The following is an 18618-nucleotide window of genomic DNA, read 5'->3' as shown; positions in this document are numbered from 1 at the left end:
TTTTATGTTCGCTATTCAACAACTTCCATTAGTATTTATTCATATTATTGGATAAAATACCGAAAATTCATTCATGTTCCGTTGAAATCGCTTCTTTTTCCATTTCATGAACGACCGTCCGAAAATCTAAATATCCTGCTGCTAATCCACGCAGTAAAACTTCAGCTGTGCCAATATTGGTGGCCAAAGGAATCTCGTATACATCTGATAAACGAATCAACGCTGTTACGTCTGGTTCGTGTGGTTGCGCTGCCAGTGGATCTCTCAAGAAAATGACTAAATCAATTTCGTCTTCCGAGATCATTGCCCCAATTTGTTGGTCACCTCCCAACGGACCTGATTTAAAACGATGAACTGGCAAATTAGTTGCCTCTTGAATTCGTAAACCTGTCGTCCCAGTTGCATAAAGCTCGTGTTTCGCTAAAATCGTTTGATAAGCTGTCGCTAATTTAATCATCAATGGTTTCTTTCGATCATGTGCAATCAAAGCAATTTTCATCAGTCACACTTCCTTTCTTTTCTTTAGTGTAACAAACTTAGGAAACCGTTTAAATTTTTTGTTACCATTTTTTTGATTTTCTTTGCTTCTTCGTCACTCTGACCAAAAAACAGACAAATTCTTGTTCATTCTGCCGTTGTTACAGGTTAGCGCTTTCATTTATACTTTAGTCAAATAAAACTTATAGAAAGTGTGGAATTTACTATGGTAGAAATGGCGTTGACACATGTTTATAAAAAATACGATAATGCAGAAAATTATTCAGTTACTGATTTTAATCTAAATATTCAAGATCGTGAATTTATTGTTTTTGTTGGACCATCTGGATGTGGGAAATCAACTACTTTACGTATGATTGCTGGTTTAGAAGATATTACGGAAGGCGAATTAAAAATTGGCGAAAAAGTCATGAATGATGTAGCTCCAAAAGATCGTGATATCGCAATGGTTTTCCAAAACTACGCTCTTTATCCTCATATGACTGTTTTTGATAATATGGCATTTGGTTTGAAATTGAGAAAATATGACAAAGCTGAAATCAAAAATCGGGTTGAAAATGCGGCAGAAATTTTAGGTCTAACCGAATACCTATCTCGTAAACCAGCTGCATTATCTGGTGGACAACGTCAACGTGTTGCTTTAGGTCGTGCAATCGTTCGTGATGCCAAAGTCTTCTTGATGGATGAACCTTTATCAAACTTAGATGCTAAATTACGTGTAGCAATGCGTGCAGAAATTGCTAAATTACACCAACGTTTAGAAACAACAACAATCTACGTTACCCATGACCAAACAGAAGCGATGACAATGGCAGATCGAATCGTTATTATGAAAGACGGATTTATTCAACAAATTGGTTCACCAAAAGAAGTTTATGACACACCAGTGAATGTTTTCGTTGCTGGATTTATTGGTTCACCTGCAATGAACTTCTTCAATGTAACGCTAAATGACGGTGTGATTACTGATGGTCACGGATTAAGACTTCGCATTCCAGAAGGAAAAAATAAAATCTTAGTAGAAAAAGGCTACAACGGCAAAGAAGTCATCTTCGGTATTCGTCCTGAAGACATCCATAGCGAACAAATTGCTTTAGATGCTTCACCAGAAGCAGTCGTTCATTCTGAAGTTGTGGTTTCAGAATTACTAGGTGCAGAAACAATGCTTTACACAAAAACTGGCTCAACTGAATTTATTTCAAAAGTCGATGCACGTGATTTCCACAAACCAGGCGAGATGATTGACCTTGCTTTCAATATCAATAAAGGACATTTCTTCGATAAAGAAACAGAAGATGTGATTACTTTATCTTAATTTTAATTGATGCCCCCTTTTTAAGAGCTGTACCGCAACCAACGGTGCAGTTCTTTTTTTTGCAATACTAGGGCCTTGTTCGATTACAAAAAAAGATAAAAGAGCTTGTGACAAACGCGTTCAGCTCTAAAAAAGAAAAACAGTTTGGAAATAGCTCTGCCTATTTTTGAAATTATTCGGCTTGTTTTTCGAGAAATTTACTTTTTGAACATCATTTGTTCGTAAAAAAGTGTCTGGAACATTCATCAAAATGATGATGTTCCAGACACTCGTTTGCTTATTTTAAAACATCATATTCATTCCATAATTCATGGCACTGGAAGATAAGTTTCTTAAACCGAAATAATACGTTGCAGTAGCTGATGTTGTATCAGCGATTGAAGCTGGTGTCCCGTACACTTCCCAATATTGGATTTGCGCGCCATTTTGATTTACAATCATTGCTCTCGGACTCCAATCACTATTATGATTAGTAGTTAGGTAAGTATATCGAGTGTTTCCTGCAATCGTAAAGCTGTAGCCTGTTACATCACCGCTTAAAAGCTGTACATCATGATAGATAAAAGGCGTTACACCTGGGATTTCTTTATCTAGTAAGACGAGCTTATTCTCATTAATCACATATCTACCTTCAGAAGTCGTACAAAGAATGTCAGTCAAGTCAGACTCACGCTCATCTATGTAAATTTTCCCCAATTCTGGTGCCACATCGTTAGTAATTTCAGCAGCTTGTGCTGGCTGACCAAACAGTAACATTCCAAACGTAACCAAGCCCAGACAAACAAATTTTTTCATTTCTAAACACTCCTTTTTTATTTTTCCCAAATCACCCGTTGCTCTTTTGCTGTACTTGGGGGATCTGCGGTATTATCGTCAATCAAGATAATCTTTTTAGGAATATCCATGTACTCGGTATCCCTCACATACTGTGCAGCGACAAAACTCAATTTTGGAAAATAGTTGGTCGGAAAAGGTTCACCTTTATACACTTTATTTTGTGAAAGATGAATATACGCAGCTCCCGTATTATTATCAAAATGAAAAACCCATCCCGGTTCTTTCCAGCCTTCACGTAATTTTACATTTGCAGTTATTTCAGGAACTTGATATTTATTATCTTTACCGTAAGGGATTTCTTTGACCGTAACATCCATGATATCCGTCAAAGGAATAATATACTCGACCGGTTCTTTTTGTCCTTTTTCTTTTTTTGTACTCTGATTCGCCGTATTCAGAAAAAATAAGCCAATCAACAGTGCGCAGATGAAGCAAGCCAAAAAGCCAAATCCAAAATATTTTTGTTTCTGATTCAAAGAACCCATTGTTTTTATTGTCTGATTGTTGTCAATTGTCTCTTCTTCATCTTTAATTAAATAATCGACTGTTACTCCATATAATTTACTTAAAGTAATCAGGAAAGAAAGATCAGGATATGTTCTCGACACTTCCCAGCTTGAAACAGTGGAGCGTGCAACATTCAATATTTTGGCAATATCTTCTTGCGTATACTCATTCTTTAGACGTTCTTCTTTCAGTTTGTCTCCTAGACTCATTTTTGTTCCCTCCATTAAATAGTTGTCTCAATCAGACTAACGGAAGTTGTTAACCAAGTTAAGACAAAATTCATAGCTAGTAGGCTTGCTACAAAACATATCGTAGCCATTTGGTGCTTTTTTACATAGCAAACGAACTAAATTACTAATCAGGAAGATAATTGAGCATATAAATAACAATATTATATAGCCATTAAACAACAATATGTACGCCAACCACGCCAAATAAAAGTTATTTTTATTCCAACCACCTCTTTATTCAATCGTACTATTTTATTTATCAGGCACCTTCAGTTACACTATGTCACAAAAAGGTAGCGCTTTCAATAAGTTTTTTTATTATTTTTAATTTTGGGTACGCATCTTAGACTTTCTATTTTAAAATTTGTTTTTTTAGAAAAAATATTTTTCGAAAATTCATTTTAAAAGAACAATCAAAAATATTTTTCCATTAAATCGCTCACTTTTTTTGGCAGCTATTTTCTAGATGCCGTAAGCTAATTGATTGCTAATGCAAAAAAGGAAGTGCTCTTGCATTCTTCAAGTTGTAAACAAAGCTTAGCTAATAGTGAACTTTCTTTTTTCTTACTAATTTTCTTATTCAATCCCAAATGACAGCATTTTACAATTGATGAATCAAAAGATTTTAGCGCAAATGATTTTACAACTATTTTTTCTCACTTACTAGCCAAACGTGTTAAACAAAAATAGGTAACCTAAAACAAAATCTGTTTTAGGTTACCTATTTTTTACTAATGTATTTGAAAAATTCAACAATAACTAAATCTAATCAATTTTTCTCATTCAATTATTTTTAGCCAAGCTTCTCCATCTTCCTCGCCTGTTCTTTCGCTGCAGTAAATACAGGAATATCAAAATATTTGCTCAACGTGCCCGCAACAAAGTAAGCAATATTGTAGTCAACCAAACTGTGAATCAATCCACCGATTCCCATCAAAATAAATACTGTGTAGAAATAACCTTCTGAATAATACGTATCAGGCATATTACCCATAAAGTAAAAAGCACTCACAACCAACATTTCGGCAATTGAATGGATAACCCCAATGACAAAATTAAAGCCTTGAAATTTCCAGTTTGCTAGCGTAAATTTTCCATCCTTCAAGACGATTCCAGGTTTCTTTTGCAAATACCAAGCACCAACTACTGCAAAAATAATGTGTGACAATGCTCTTAATGCAATAATGACTGGTGTCGATAAAAAGAACCCAAACGTTGTTCCTAAAGCGACAGCAACAGCTACCCCTGGTGAAAAAAACATTGCTAAGAATAATGGCACATGCGAAGCTAAGGTAAAAGATGCTGGTGGAATCATGATTTTTGGCATAACTAAAGGAATGATGATTCCCATCCCAATCAGCAGTGCAGAAATAGTTAAGTGACGAACAGAATTTTTTTTCATTTTTTCTCTCCTTATGTGTCTTGACACATTGATGTTGTTTATTGTACTGATATTCCATGTATCTGTCAAGACACTTAAAGAAGTTGCCAACAATCTTCGACAAATTCTTTTTTTACTCACTTAGTTGGATCGTATAAATGTTTTTCAAATTGGATATGTCTGTCAGCTCATCAATTTTATTATAGAGCCACCAAGTCATTCTTCTTTTCCAATTAAAATAATTGTGTTGCTAACTTACTCCTAAAGCATCCTTTCGTCATTCGAAAGATGATTTAGAAAGTGACTTAGTTGTGCTGCTTTTTTCATCCTATCCCTATTATAAGTACGCATTTTCCTCCAAATTTTATCCTACTTGATAAAAAAATCACAGAAAAACGCGAGCATCCTGCTCCGCTTTTCTGTGATAACTATTTTTTGAACAATACTTCTTACCCTTGTTTATTCGCCATCATCGCATTGCTTAATGCAGCAAATTCTTCTAATGACAGTGTTTCCCCACGACGTTTTGGATCAATTCCTGCATCAGCTAAACTTTGAGTCAACCACGCTTTGGTTGCTTCGTCTTTTCCATAAGCGTGTTGCAAATTGTTCCATAATGTTTTGCGACGCAATTGGAATGAGGCTTTCGTCAAACGGAAAAATTCTTTTTCATCCGTGACTTCAACAGCTGGTTCTTCTCTGCGTGTCAATTTTAAAATCGCTGAATCAACGTTTGGTTGTGGTACAAAAACTGTTTTAGGAACGATAAATGCTAAGGACGCATCCATATGATATTGCACGGCAATTGAAAGTGAGCCGTAAGCTTTGGTACCAGGCTTTGCAGAAATTCGATCTGCAACTTCTTTTTGCATCATAACAACCATTTCATCCACACGTACGTCCGATTCAAGAAAGTGCATCATGATTGGCGTTGTAATGTAATAGGGAAGATTTGCGACCACTTTTAATGGTAAATCTTCTGTAAAATATTCTTTGACAGCAGCAGCCAAGTCCGTTTTTAAAATATCTTGGTGAACAACCTTAACATTTGGATAACGGTGAAGTGTATCTGCTAATACTGGAATCAAACGATCATCGATTTCAAATGCGACGACTTGATTTCCATTCATGGCTAATTGTTCAGTCAGTGCGCCAATTCCTGGTCCTACTTCAATTACATTTGTTTCATGGTTGATCTCAGCTGTTTCAACGATTTTTCGTAGAATGTTAGGCTCTGTTAAAAAATTTTGTCCTAAACTTTTTTTAAATTGAAATCCATGTTCTTTCAAGATTTCTTTTGTTCGAGAGGGTGTTGCGATCTCACGATATTCAGTCATGTTTTGCCTCCACTTTTTTCATTGCTTGTGTCAATTCTTCTGGTGTAATGCGAAACATTTTCAAGCGTTTCGCTAATTGTTTGCCATTGGTGTAACCAATCCTAAGTTCATCCCCAAGTTTTTCTCTTTTTTCTTTGGCTTGTGCTCCCGCTATTAAACCATAGTCCAAAAGCATCTGTCTAGGGATTTCGTCAAACTCTTCCTCGCTAGGTGTCACAACTTTCTTCAATGCTTCAAGAATGGCTTCATTGCTTGCGTGTTCAACACCTAAGCTACCCTTTTTCTTTGGCTGAGCTTGCTTTCGAGGTAAGAAGGCATGTTTCGCTTGTGGTACGACTTCCATAATTGTTTTACGAATTTTTTCGCCTGAAAAATCTGGGTCTGTAAAAACAATCACCCCTCTTGTTTCTTGTGCATGCTCGATCTGCATCAAAATCGCTTCGTTAATTGCTGAACCAATTGTTTCAATCGTATCGACATTCACGACTTCTTGCAATCGTCTGGTATCGTCTTTTCCTTCAACGACTACAATTTCTTCAATAGTCAATTTACTCATTTTTCTGAAATCCCAAATAAGCGATGTGCATTGTGCCATGTGTGTGTAGCAATTTCTTCAAAAGGTACTTGGCGAAGTTCCGCAATTTTTTCAACCGTATAGCGAGTATACCCAGGTTCATTTCGCTTACCACGATAAGGTACCGGCGCAAGGTAAGGGGCATCCGTTTCTACCAACATCTTATCTAAAGGAACATTCGTTGCAGCTTCTTGGACATCTAAAGCTTTTTTGAATGTCACAACACCACTAAAGGAAATATGCATACCCAGATCAAGAAAGCGCTGTGCCCACTCATAGTCACCACTAAAACTATGCATGATTCCACCAATATTGTGGACTTTTTCTTCTTTTAAAATCTGGTACGTATCTTCTATCGCATCACGCGTATGGATGCTAATTGGTAAATTCATTTCTTTGGCAATCGCAATTTGACGACGAAAAATTTTTGCTTGAACTTCCTTTGGATCTTCCATCCAATAATAATCCAAACCAATTTCTCCTAATGCCACAACCTTAGGTAACGTCAATCGTTCTTGTAATTGTTGTTCAACTTCTTTGGTATAGCTACCAGCCTCAGTTGGATGCCAGCCAATGATACTATAAATATTTGGGTAGTCTTGACTAAGCTGTAAGGATTTTTCAATCGTTGGTTGATCAAAGCCAACCACAGCCATCTTTGTCACGCCCAGCTCTTTAGCACGCTCAATTGTTTCGGGAATGTCTTCATTAAATTGTTCCGCATTTAAGTGAGTATGAGAATCAAATATCATTCAAATCGCTCCTTTTCTTTCCTACTTTAGCACATAAACGGTTGAGACAGAAGTGGGACGGAAAAAAAGATTGTGAGAGTTTCAGAACTTCAAGTTTCTCATTCTAGCAAACAAGAAATTCTTTTTAGAAATCACTGCTTTTTATTTTATTTTTTCAGGAAACTACTTGATGAACAACAATTCATTTTCAAGTTATTTTGTTACGAATAAACTGAAGAAATGTGCTAAAAAAACCATCTTTAAGCTTAGCAATGCGTTAGACAAGTAAAAAAGAGATTGAGTAAGCCCCAATCTCTTTTTTATTTATTTCTTATTTTTATATAAGTAAACTGGGATTCCTAATAACGTCACACCAATCCCAATCATCGCAAGTGATGTCTGCGTTAAGATTGTCATTCCTAAGATAAAAATTGCGCCAATAATCGCAATTAGCGGAATCACCGGATAAAGCGGCACTTTGTAAGGACGATTCATCTCTGGCGCTTTCTTGCGTAAAACAAAAACAGCGATAAATATCAGTAAACTAAACAGCCACATCACAAAAATTAACATATCTGTCAGAAAATCAAATGAACCCATCGTCATCATGATACAGGCAATCACCAACTGAAACATTGCTGGCACGTAAGGAACTGTGAATTTCTTTGATAATTTTGTTAACTGATTACTGAATGGTAGTTCATTTTCTAAGGCCATCGCATAAGGAACACGAATTCCAGTCAACGTGTAGCCATTCAGCGCGCCATAAACAGAAATCAGAATACCAATCGTAACTAACTTTCCACCAAATGAACCAAAAATCACTGCTGAAGCATCCGATGCTGCGTTCAAGTTTCCAGCAATTCCTTCGATTGGTAAAGTCTTCAAGAAAACAAAGTTAATCAACAAATAGACCACTGTCACAAAACTTAATCCTAAAATAATTGCTTTAGGCAAATCTTTTTCTGGCTTTTTCATTTCACCAGCAATTGCGCCGACACCTAGCCAACCATCATACGCAAACAAAGTAGCCAGTAACGCACTACTCAATCCTTCCATAAAGGAAACATCTTTACCCGCTTCAATTGGAAAGAGCTGAACCGTACCAGATTCGGGAACCATTAACCCCCAAACAACAATTACTGCAATCGGGATCAATTTGATAATAAGTGTAGCAGATTGAACAGTTGCACCAACTTTTGTCCCCAATAAATTCAATCCAGTCACTGACAAAGCAGTCACAGCTGCAATCAATACCAGATAATCAGTGGATAACTGAAAGAGATTCGTCAACTGTGTTGCAAAAATAATTGAAAGAGCCGCAATGTTTGCTGGAAAATAAATCAGACTTTGCGCCCAACCTAATAAGAAACTTGGTAATTTTCCATATGCAGCCTCTATGTATTTAACTGCTCCACCTGTTTCTGGAATTGCTGTGGCTAATTCTGCAACAGTCAACCCGGCACAAATGGTCAAAAAGCCACCCAATAACCATACAAAAAGTGTTAAACTCGGTGATTGTGTGCTAGCAGTTACTGAAGCGGTCTTAAAAAAAACTCCTGCTCCAATAACAGTTCCCATAACTGTTGCTAATGCGCCAAACAAATTAATTTCACGTTTTAATTTATTTCCCATTCCTCATCCTCTTTCCTATTTTTATTAATATAATTGCTAGTATAACCGAGTTTTTTCCCCTTGGCTACGCACAAATCTAATAAAGGGTTTTCAAAAAAATCCCCCTTAAGTCGGATGTTTTTTCTTTCCTTTTTGATTACAATTTAGCCAGTTTCTATTTAAAGGAGGTTTTGCTTTTGGACTTTCAACGTTCACATCCAAAATTAGCAAATTTTCTCACAGATCATGTTTCAGTTACACGAAAAGAACAACAACAGTCGCGCTGGCATTGGGCCACGCTGATTCTTTTTGGTCTTTTGACCATCGCTTCGTTTAGTCAACAGCTCCTTTTACTCACTGGTCTAGTAATTTTAGTCGCGTTATTCAGAGGACCCGGTTTGATTCTATGGAGCATCGTCTATTCTTTTTTAGTTAGTCTTTTCCCACCGCTAGGAATTATTTTATCTGCAATTTTCTTTTTGCTTAACATTGGAACCTTTACTAAAAATTGGCGTGTCACCTTGGTTGGCATCTATTTTTACCTTTATCCTGTTTTTGTCATGAGCTTACGTTATTTCAAATGGGATAATCAATGGTTTCTCGCCGGTTCGTTAATTATTGGTTTGTGCTTACTTCACTTGATGTTAATGAGCCTCTACCAACGATATGGCATTGGACGAACAATTTCTTGGTACATCTTTGCGATTCCTTTCACCGTTTTAAGTGCGTTGCTACCTACTCGCTTGAAAAAACGATTGAAAAGATTTCCTTCAGTAAAGTGATACGACATCATTTATATGTAAATAAAAAAGGAATCCAATCATTACGATTGGATTCCTTTTTTATTTACGCAATTTCTGAACCATTTGGCATGCCTTTTGGCGCTTCAACTACTTGCAATGAGCCATCCGGTGCTTCTGCTGAGAGAATCATTCCTTGGCTGATTTGACCACGCATCTTACGTGGTTTTAAGTTTGCCACGATCACAAGCTTTTTGCCAATTAACTCACTTGGATCAGGATAATATTCTGCGATTCCAGATAAAATTTGACGGTCCTGACTATCCCCTGCGGCTAAACGGAATTGCAGTAATTTATCTGCACCTTCCACTTTTTGACAGCTGATTACTTCAGCAACTTTTAATTCAACTTTGTCGAATACATCAAATTTGATTTGTTTTTCTTTTGAAGAAACAAATTCTGTTTCTTCTGGGTCCCACTTCACTGTGTCCTCTGTACTTTGGGTTCCTTCAGACATTTTCATTTGGATATAAGCAACTTCTTCGTCCATATCTAAACGTGGGAAAATTGGTGTACCTTTAGCAATAACTTTTGTTCCAGAAGGAAACTCACCAAAGTGTAAGCCTTCCAAGTTCATGGATTCCGCATCCAATCCCAATTGTTTGAAGATTTTGACTGGTGTTTCAGTCATGATTGGTTGCAACAGAATGGCTGCAATTCGTAATGTTTCAGCTAAATGAACCATTACGCTATCCAATTCATTTTTCTTTTCTTCGTCTTTTGCTAATACCCAAGGTTCTGTTTCATCAATGTATTTATTCGCACGAGAAATCAATACCCAGACCTCAGCTAAAGCTGTATTAAATTCCATTTTTTCCATGGCATCATGGTAACGTCCAACTACGTTTGCAGCAGTTGTTGACAGTTCACTATCAAAAGGCGTTACTAATGAAGCATAATCAGGAACGATACCCTCACAATATTTGTTGATCATCGCAACAGTGCGGTTCAATAGATTACCTAAGTCATTGGCTAAATCGTAATTTACACGAGAAACAAAATCTTCTGGTGTGAAGACACCATCAGAGCCAAATGGAACTGCACGCAATAAGTAATAACGTAATGCGTCTAAGCCATAACGTTCAACTAACATTTCAGGATAAACAACGTTTCCTTTTGATTTGGACATTTTGCCGTCTTTCATCAATAACCAACCATGTCCAAAAACTTTTTTAGGTAATGGCAAGTCTAGCGCCATTAACATAATTGGCCAATAAATTGTGTGGAAACGAACGATTTCTTTCCCAACCATATGGACATCAGCAGGCCAATATTTTTCAAACAAACTATCATCATCTGAACCATAACCTAACGCTGTAATATAGTTTGATAATGCATCAATCCAAACATATACAACGTGCTTTGGATCACGTGTCACAGGGATTCCCCAGCTAAATGTCGTTCTTGAAACAGCCAAGTCTTCTAAACCAGGTTTGATAAAGTTGTTAATCATTTCTTTCTTGCGTGATTCTGGTTGGATAAATTCAGGATGTGCTTCATAGTACTCAAGCAAACGATCCGCGTATTTACTCATGCGGAAGAAATAAGATTCTTCTTTGACTAATTCAACTTCATGTCCGCTTGGGGCTTTCCCACCAATCACGTTGCCTTCATCGTCTTTGTAAACTTCAGCTAGTTGTGTTTCTGTAAAGAATTCTTCATCAGAAACTGAATACCAGCCTTCGTATTCACCTAAATAAATATCGCCTTGTTCTAGTAAACGATCAAAGATTTTTTGAACAGCTACTTTGTGATAATCATCCGTTGTTCGAATAAATTTATCGTAACTGATATCAAGTGTTTTCCATAATTTTTTCACGTCTGCAGCCATTTTATCCACATATTCCTGTGGTTCAACACCTAGTTCTGCTGCTTTTGTTTCGATTTTTTGACCGTGCTCATCCACTCCAGTAAGATAAAACACATCAAAGCCCATCAACCGTTTGTAACGTGCAACAGCATCGCAGGCAATCGTTGTGTACGAGTTACCGATGTGCAGTTTGCCACTTGGATAATAGATTGGCGTAGTAATATAAAAAGTTTCCTTTTCTGCCACGGGGCTCCTCCTCCTTTATCGCATGATGCGAATTCGTTTCCTTGCTAGTATACCACAAAATAATCTTAATGTTAGCGAATTTTTGAAAAGGGAATTCGGTAGGATTACTCGTCTTCCTAGTTGAAAAAAAGGAAAAACTTAGAATTCTTTGTACGTTTATTAAGTTACGTTTTTTGGGAAAATTTTCCCCGCTATTTTTCCAAAAATGAATCATGTATAATAGAAGGGGAAAAACCAATGAACAAAGGTAGGAATGATTATGCAGAAAAAACACACGATTTTTATGATCAGTATCGCAGTACTGACAATTGCTCACTTATTTTTTAGTTATTTTTATATAAGGATGTATGGTTACTTTAACTTAAATGGTAACTTGAATAGTTTCCTTCTTGTTTCGAATCTCTTTCGTATCGCATTCGATTTATTTATCATTATTTGCGGGTTCTTTGCACTTCGTGAAGAAAAAATGAAGTTTTTACCTTTTTATCTACTGTTCTTTTTAGTCAATTTAGTTTTACCATTCATCTTTCATCTTTGATAACCACGAAATTTTGCGGGAAGTCCTTGGTTTTTTCCAAGAGTCTGCTACAATAAAGTAAAATGTACTTTTATCGGCAGTGGAGGTGTCAGAATGAAAGAATTTGCTTCTAAAGAAGAAGAAAAACTATATTATGAACAAGAAGCCAGCGAAGAAGATTTTTTAACTTGGTATCAAGCACAAGAACGCCCTGAATACGACAAACCTTCTTTGACTGTCGACATCGTTTTGATGTGTTACAACAAAGAAGAAGATCAGTTAAAAATTCTTTTGATTCAAAGAAAAGGGCATCCTTATCGAAACTCTTGGGCATTGCCTGGTGGCTTTGTCCAACGAGATGAGTCAACTGGTGAAAGTGTCTTACGCGAAACACAAGAAGAAACTGGAGTTATTATTTCTAAGGAAAATATCGAACAGCTTCATACATTCAGCACACCTGATCGTGATCCACGTGGCTGGGTCGTGACGGTCAGCTATCTTGCCTTTATTGGTGAAGAACCTTTGATTGCCGGAGATGACGCCAAAGAGGTTCGCTGGTTCACTTTAGAACGACAAATGAATCAAATCCACTTGACCAGTGGCGATGTCTCAATCGCACTTGATTTAGCAACTGGCCAATCAACTGGAAAAGATAAGTTAGCATTTGACCACAGTTTCATCGTGTTAAAAGCCTTTAACCGTATCGTCAATAAAATGGAACATGAGCCACAAGTCCTTCAAGTATTAGGCAAGGATTTTACAATTACTGAAGCTCGCAAAGTGTTTGCAAAATTTTTAGGAATTGATTTTAAAACAATCGACCACTCAAATTTTAAAAAGGCAATGTTGCAATATTTTGACGAAATCGGTGAACGCCCCGTTGGAATCGGTCGTCCATCAAAAATCTATCAATTAAAACCTGAACACCATCCAAAAATGGAAGATTAATCGGTAAAAACCAAGGACTGTAACACAAAATCATTGCTGATTTATGTTACAGTCCTTGGTTTTTGGTTTCTCATAATTAGTGAGCTTTCTCTTTAAGCGAAAAGAAAATTCCTAGAAACAAAAGTTTTAAAAACTTTTTATTAGCAAGGCGAACTCTGGCGCTCCTACCAGTTTAGACATCAAAAAGTAATTGTTTCCCAATTCGTTCCAACAGCCGACTCTTTTCTTGTGCAGAATGACTGTGGATATCTTGTGTATTAATCAAAATAAAAGTTTTTTGATACCATTCTGCTTTATACCTCAATTTGGTCAACAGCTTGTGCCAGTCTTGCACTGAAAAATCAGAAGCAAGCTTTTCATCTGGTAATGATTCAATAAACAAATAATCAAATTTATTCACCAGAATAGCAGAAAGCTGTTCTAAGTAGTCTTCCCGTTGATATTTTTGTTTTTGATACAGATTTAGCACTTTTCTTTTTTGCTTTTGATAATTTTTTGCTCGTTCTAAAGCCTTTTTTCGTTGTTGAGCTGCTTTTGCTCGAATACTCAATTTTCTTTCTGCTACAGCGATTTTTTGATTTGTCACCAAAAGTTTAGGTGCAACAACCTCAATTTTCTGCGAAGTTTCGACTAAGCCTTTGGGGCAATACGCGATTCCCACCCATTCATTGGTTTTCTGTCTTTTATTCAGCGGAACTTCACATAAAAATGAAACATAAAACTCTTCATTATATCGTGAAGAAATCGTAGCTGAACGAATTGTTCCTTCGATTGGCCGGTGGACATGCACGTTGAACAACTTTTTTTGCTTTGGTAATTTTAATTGATTTCCTTCTAAATAAATGGTGTGTCCTTGGTTATTTGTGGTATAAGATTGCCACATACTCTTCTTACTTTTCAACTTTGGAAAGCTGGCTCGTCCTTTAAAATAATTGCGAAACGCACGATCCAAATTCAACTGAGCATTGGCTAATGCCAAACTATCCGCCTCTTTTAAAAACGAATAACGTTTTTTCAAAGCAGCCGGTGTCAACGAATAATCAATCACACCTAGTTGCTTGTAAGTTTCTTGTCGTGAAAGTAATAAATGATTATAGGTGAACCGAACACAACCAAAATTTTGAATTAACCACTTTTTTTGTTCATCGGTGGGATACATCCGGAATTTAAAGGCTTTGAGCATTAGCACTTACCCCCTAGTTTGCTACGAGTAAGTTTTCTTTTTTTCGTTGCAATTTTTTCGCATAGTAGGCAACTTCTTGTTCTGTTGCGTACACAAAATGTTCTGGTGCAATTTCTCTTAATGTACGTACTTGATTATCATCTGGTTCTGGCTGGTATTTGATTCGACGGCGCTGTCTCTCATGGTCTGGATCTGGTAATGGAATAGCAGACAACAAACTTTCGGTGTATGGATGAACACCAAAGTTATAAATTTCGTCACTTGTTCCCATCTCTAACAACAAGCCATTGTGCATAACGCCAATGCGATCGCTAATGTGTTTCACCATTGATAAATCATGGGCAATAAATAAGTAAGTTAAATTCTGTTCTTCTTGTAAGTCTTGTAATAAATTTACTACTTGAGCCTGAATGGACACATCTAGTGCAGAAATAGGCTCATCACAAATAACAAAACGTGGATTGACTGCTAACGCTCGAGCAATGCCAATCCGTTGACGTTGTCCACCTGAAAATTCATGGGGATAGCGCGTTCCGTGACTCGGGTTTAACCCAACTGTTTTTAATAAATCATCGACTTTTTGCGCACGCTCCTGTGGCGACTTCGCTAAGCCGTTCACATCAATACCTTCTGCAATAATGTCACGAACTTTCATTCTCGGATTTAAGGATGCGTATGGATCTTGAAAAATCATTTGGACTTCATGACGAAATTTCGTCATTTCTTTTTTTCCTTTGATTTTTGTCACATCTTGTCCATCAAATAAAATTTCGCCACCAGTTGGCTCATTTAAACGAATGATTGTCCGACCGGTCGTCGACTTTCCACTCCCAGATTCACCAACTAATCCAAACGTTTCCCCTTCATAAATGTGAAAACTGATGTCATTAACCGCATGCACTTCATTTTTTTTGCCAATGTTGAAATATTGTTTTAGACCTTTAACCTCGAGTAGCTTTTTTTTCATCCACTATTCCCCCTTGGCTCCCTTGTTTTTCTTTAAAAATTGCCCAACGACGTTGAATTTCTTCTGGCGGCAGAACTTTTGGTGCTTGTGGTGCTAATAACCAAGTTGCTGCTTTGTGTGTTGCAGATAATTCAAAAAATGGTGGCTCTTGCTCTGCATCGATTTTCAAAGCATATTCATTACGTGGATAAAATGCGTCTCCTTTTGGTGGATTCAACAAATCTGGAGGTGAACCAGGAATCGCATAAAGCTGTTTGCTTGTACTTTCCAACGTCGGCATTGAACCAAGTAATCCCCAAGTATAAGGATGTTGTGGATTATAAAAAATTTCTTCCGAAGTTCCTACTTCGATGATTTTCCCACCATACATAACAGCCACTCGGTCAGCGACATTTGCCACTACACCAAGGTCATGGGTAATAAAAATAATTGATGTATCAATTTTTGTTTGAATTTCTTTGAGTAATTCTAAAATTTGTGCTTGGATTGTTACGTCTAACGCGGTTGTTGGTTCATCTGCAATCAAGATTTCTGGATAACAAATCAAAGCAATCGCAATCACGATCCGTTGACGCTGCCCACCTGAAAACTGATGTGGGTAGCTTTTGATTCGTTTTTCAGCTTCTGGAATCCCAACTAAATTTAGTAGGTCTAGCGCTGCTTTTTCGCCATCTTTTTTTGATACTTTATTATGTTTGCGTAAAGATTCCGCTACTTGCTTTCCAATCGTCATCGTTGGATCTAACGATGTCATTGGATCTTGGAAAATCATCGCAATTTCTTTTCCGCGAATTTTTTGCATTTCTTTTTCGGATTTGTTAACAATGTCTTCTCCTTTAAATAGGATCTGACCAGCGTCAATGTTGGCATTACTTGACAGAAGTCGCATGATACTCCGAGTTGTAACAGATTTTCCACTCCCAGATTCACCAACGATTGCCAAAGTTTCTCCTTTATTCAAGTGAAAATTAACACCGCGAATTGCTCGAACTTTACCAGCATAAGTGTCAAAAGAAATTTCTAAATCTTTCACTTCTAAAATTTTCGTCATAATTCTCACTCTTTCATTTTAGGATCGAAGGCATCACGTAATCCATCAGCTAATAAGTTAAAGCCAATCATGATAACCGATAAAGTTGCTGCCGGAATCCATAATAGATATGGCAGATATAAGAATGTTTTGTAGCCATCACTTAGCATTGTTCCTAATGAAGCAGACGGTGGTGTTAAACCTAGCCCGATGAAACTTAGGAATGCTTCGAAGAAAATAGCTGATGGGATACTAAACATCATTTGAATAATAATCACACTTGAGATATTCGGTAAGATATGTTTGAACGCGATTTTCAACTTTGATTCACCCAAAGTCAAACCAGCTAAAACATATTCTTGATCTTTCAATTTCAATGTCTGTGCACGAACAATCCGTGCCATTGGAATCCAGTTCGTGATTGCCATCGCTGCTACGATTGAAAAAATTCCTGGCTCAAATACAACCAGCATCAAAATCATTACAACTAAGTTAGGAATCCCAGATAAGATTTCCAAAAAGCGTTGCATTGCATTATCTACACGTCCACCTAAAAGACCAGAAACCAATCCATAAGCAACACCAATCGTCACGTCTAGAATAGCTGCGATAAATGCAATTAATAGAGAGATTCTCGTGCCCATAAACAAGCGACTCAGCACATCACGACCTAGGCCATCTGTTCCCAAAAGAAAGTTCACATTTGCTGGAACATTTGCCTGTGCATATTTATCGACTAACTCGCCACCAACCATCGCTTTTCCGTTTAGACCATCAATACTGATACCAGGAATACGTGGCGGTAAGTTGATATAATCAACATTTTGTGCAGTCGGATTATGCGGTGAAACAAAAATTGTCACGATTGAAATCAAAATAATCGTCGTTAGTAAGAGCATTGAAACCACTGCCGCTTTATTTTTCTTCAATCGACGCCAAGAATCTTGTAAGAAATTCAGCGAAGGAGCAGAAATCTGTTCACGCTCAGCTTCGGTATTTTTTTGTAAAGGAAGAAACTCGTCTGCAGGAATCTCCGCAACTGTTTCATAGCGTTTTGGTACCATTTCCATCTATCCTCGACTCCCTTCAGAAACACGAATTCTTGGATCAACTAATCCATACAATAAATCAACGACTAAGATGACAAAAATCAACATAAATGAATAAAGAATTGTCACAGCCATGATTGTCGGATAGTCATTTGTGGTAATTGATTTAACAAATTGTTCCCCGATTCCAGGAATGGCAAAAATATTTTCAACCACTAATGAACCAGTCATCAAAGCAACTGCCAGTGGTCCTAATAAAGTCATCAATGGAATCAAACTGTTTCTTAAGCCATGTTTAAAGGCAATTTCCCAACGACTTAGCCCTTTTGCTCTAGCTAATTCAACATAATCACTATGAAGAACTTCAACCATTTCGGTTCGAATAAAGCGGGCGGAATCGGCAAGCGGGGACATCGCTAAAGCGATTGTCGGTAAAATGGTATAAGCGAATCCATCCCATTTTGCGATTGGTAAAATGTGTAATTTCATTGCAAACACATATTGAAGCAATACCGCAAACACAAAGTTAGGAATCGAACGTCCTAAGATTGCAATCAAGGTTGACGAACTGTCGACCCAAGTGTTTTGCTTCATTGCGGAAATCGTTCCTAAAATCGTTCCAACAAATGTCCCAACAATAATTGCTTGTAAACCTAACTGTAAAGAAGGTCCAATTCTGCCTGCTAATAAATTAGCCACAGGTTGGTTTTTAAATTGGAAAGAAATACCAAAGTCACCTTGAAGTAGATTAGAAAGATAAATGCCATATTGAACAAGGACCGGCTTATCTAAACCTACTTGTTTATTCAACATTTCAATCGTTTCAGGACTCAAGCGTTCCTGATTGGTATAAGGTGTTCCTGGTAATAACTGCATTAAGAAAAAAGTGATGGTGGCAATCAGCCACAGCGTGATCATCATGAAGAAGACACGTTTTAAAACATATTTGATATAACTATTCACAGATGTTTCCCCCTAGCTTTTGACTTCTGACAAATGTTTCGCTACATTATTAAGTAATGAACCCACTGATAAAGGAGCAAA

18 protein-coding genes are annotated in these 18618 nt (G+C 37.1%); 4 read left to right on the top strand and 14 right to left on the bottom strand.

From position 1 onward, the window contains the following. Positions 1-67 precede the first annotated feature (67 nt). The gene (locus RV17_RS07225; protein ID WP_067482555.1) at positions 68-499 is read right to left on the bottom strand and encodes a methylglyoxal synthase; all 432 of its coding nucleotides are present in this window, start codon (positions 497-499) and stop codon (positions 68-70) included. A 204-nt stretch (positions 500-703) separates the two neighbouring features. On the opposite strand from RV17_RS07225, the gene RV17_RS07220 reads away from it, so the two are divergent. Then, a complete protein-coding gene (locus RV17_RS07220; RefSeq protein ID WP_071868871.1) occupies positions 704-1813 on the top strand; it encodes an ABC transporter ATP-binding protein in 1110 nt (369 codons plus the stop codon). A gap of 282 nt (positions 1814-2095) precedes the next feature. Here RV17_RS07220 and RV17_RS07215 read toward each other — a convergent pair whose 3' ends face one another. The 7 genes from RV17_RS07215 to RV17_RS07185 all read right to left on the bottom strand — a co-directional run bounded on the left by RV17_RS07215 (position 2096) and on the right by RV17_RS07185 (position 9045). Beyond that, on the bottom strand, positions 2096-2638 hold the full coding sequence (locus tag RV17_RS07215) for a hypothetical protein (protein WP_140444166.1): 543 nt from the start codon (positions 2636-2638) through the stop codon (positions 2096-2098). Then, positions 2626-3366 carry a helix-turn-helix domain-containing protein gene (locus RV17_RS07210; RefSeq protein WP_071868869.1) on the bottom strand — a complete coding sequence of 247 codons (741 nt, stop codon included), beginning with the start codon at positions 3364-3366 and terminating at the stop codon, positions 2626-2628. The genes RV17_RS07215 and RV17_RS07210 overlap by 13 nt, the downstream gene beginning before the upstream one ends. Positions 3367-4180: 814 nt before the next feature. Next, entirely contained in the window at positions 4181-4789 is a 609-nt protein-coding gene (locus RV17_RS07205; protein ID WP_067482563.1) for a hypothetical protein, read from the bottom strand. A 428-nt stretch (positions 4790-5217) separates the two neighbouring features. Beyond that, positions 5218-6105 (bottom strand): 16S rRNA (adenine(1518)-N(6)/adenine(1519)-N(6))-dimethyltransferase RsmA, encoded by an 888-nt coding sequence (rsmA, locus tag RV17_RS07200; RefSeq protein ID WP_067482565.1) that lies wholly within the window; start codon positions 6103-6105, stop codon positions 5218-5220. Continuing rightward, positions 6098-6661: a ribonuclease M5 gene (rnmV, locus tag RV17_RS07195; RefSeq protein ID WP_067482567.1), complete on the bottom strand. Its 564-nt coding sequence runs from the start codon at positions 6659-6661 to the stop codon at positions 6098-6100. Before rnmV ends, rsmA begins: the two co-directional genes overlap by 8 nt. Beyond that, a complete protein-coding gene (locus RV17_RS07190) occupies positions 6658-7431 on the bottom strand; it encodes a TatD family hydrolase (RefSeq protein ID WP_067482569.1) in 774 nt (257 codons plus the stop codon). The genes rnmV and RV17_RS07190 overlap by 4 nt, the downstream gene beginning before the upstream one ends. Before the next feature lie 303 nt (positions 7432-7734). Continuing rightward, a complete protein-coding gene (locus tag RV17_RS07185) occupies positions 7735-9045 on the bottom strand; it encodes an APC family permease (RefSeq protein WP_071868868.1) in 1311 nt (436 codons plus the stop codon). 176 nt (positions 9046-9221) lie between these two features. Here RV17_RS07185 and RV17_RS07180 point away from each other — a divergent pair, with 176 nt between their 5' ends. Next, on the top strand, positions 9222-9806 hold the full coding sequence (locus tag RV17_RS07180; protein ID WP_071868867.1) for a hypothetical protein: 585 nt from the start codon (positions 9222-9224) through the stop codon (positions 9804-9806). A 64-nt stretch (positions 9807-9870) separates the two neighbouring features. On the opposite strand, the gene metG is transcribed toward RV17_RS07180, so the two are convergent. Further along, positions 9871-11880 carry a methionine--tRNA ligase gene (metG, locus tag RV17_RS07175; RefSeq protein ID WP_071868866.1) on the bottom strand — a complete coding sequence of 670 codons (2010 nt, stop codon included), beginning with the start codon at positions 11878-11880 and terminating at the stop codon, positions 9871-9873. Positions 11881-12139: 259 nt separating this feature from the next. On the opposite strand from metG, the gene RV17_RS07170 reads away from it, so the two are divergent. Continuing rightward, positions 12140-12418, top strand: a complete 279-nt coding sequence (locus RV17_RS07170) for a hypothetical protein (RefSeq protein WP_067482577.1) — start codon at positions 12140-12142, stop codon at positions 12416-12418. A gap of 93 nt (positions 12419-12511) precedes the next feature. Next, entirely contained in the window at positions 12512-13345 is an 834-nt protein-coding gene (locus tag RV17_RS07165) for an NUDIX domain-containing protein (protein WP_071868865.1), read from the top strand. Positions 13346-13517: 172 nt separating this feature from the next. On the opposite strand, the gene RV17_RS07160 is transcribed toward RV17_RS07165, so the two are convergent. Genes RV17_RS07160 through opp3b form a run of 5 tightly spaced genes read right to left on the bottom strand, consistent with a single transcriptional unit; the run spans position 13518 to position 18537 of the window. Beyond that, positions 13518-14528 (bottom strand): RNA-guided endonuclease TnpB family protein, encoded by a 1011-nt coding sequence (locus tag RV17_RS07160; protein WP_067482581.1) that lies wholly within the window; start codon positions 14526-14528, stop codon positions 13518-13520. A 13-nt stretch (positions 14529-14541) separates the two neighbouring features. Continuing rightward, complete coding sequence (locus RV17_RS07155; protein ID WP_067482583.1) at positions 14542-15495, bottom strand: ABC transporter ATP-binding protein; 954 nt, start codon at positions 15493-15495, stop codon at positions 14542-14544. Continuing rightward, the gene (locus RV17_RS07150) at positions 15470-16546 is read right to left on the bottom strand and encodes an ABC transporter ATP-binding protein (RefSeq protein ID WP_067482585.1); all 1077 of its coding nucleotides are present in this window, start codon (positions 16544-16546) and stop codon (positions 15470-15472) included. The genes RV17_RS07155 and RV17_RS07150 overlap by 26 nt, the downstream gene beginning before the upstream one ends. Before the next feature lie 5 nt (positions 16547-16551). Further along, positions 16552-17595, bottom strand: coding sequence for an ABC transporter permease (locus tag RV17_RS07145; protein WP_071868864.1), 1044 nt, complete (start codon positions 17593-17595; stop codon positions 16552-16554). Further along, positions 17596-18537, bottom strand: coding sequence for an oligopeptide ABC transporter permease (opp3b, locus tag RV17_RS07140; RefSeq protein WP_067482589.1), 942 nt, complete (start codon positions 18535-18537; stop codon positions 17596-17598). Positions 18538-18618 lie beyond the last annotated feature (81 nt).

It is taken from the genome of Enterococcus thailandicus (genome assembly GCF_001886265.1).
Taxonomy (GTDB): Bacteria; Bacillota; Bacilli; order Lactobacillales; family Enterococcaceae; genus Enterococcus_B; species Enterococcus_B thailandicus.
The sequence above is the reverse complement of the archived record's forward strand: the minus strand, read 5'-3'. Positions and strand labels throughout refer to the sequence as shown.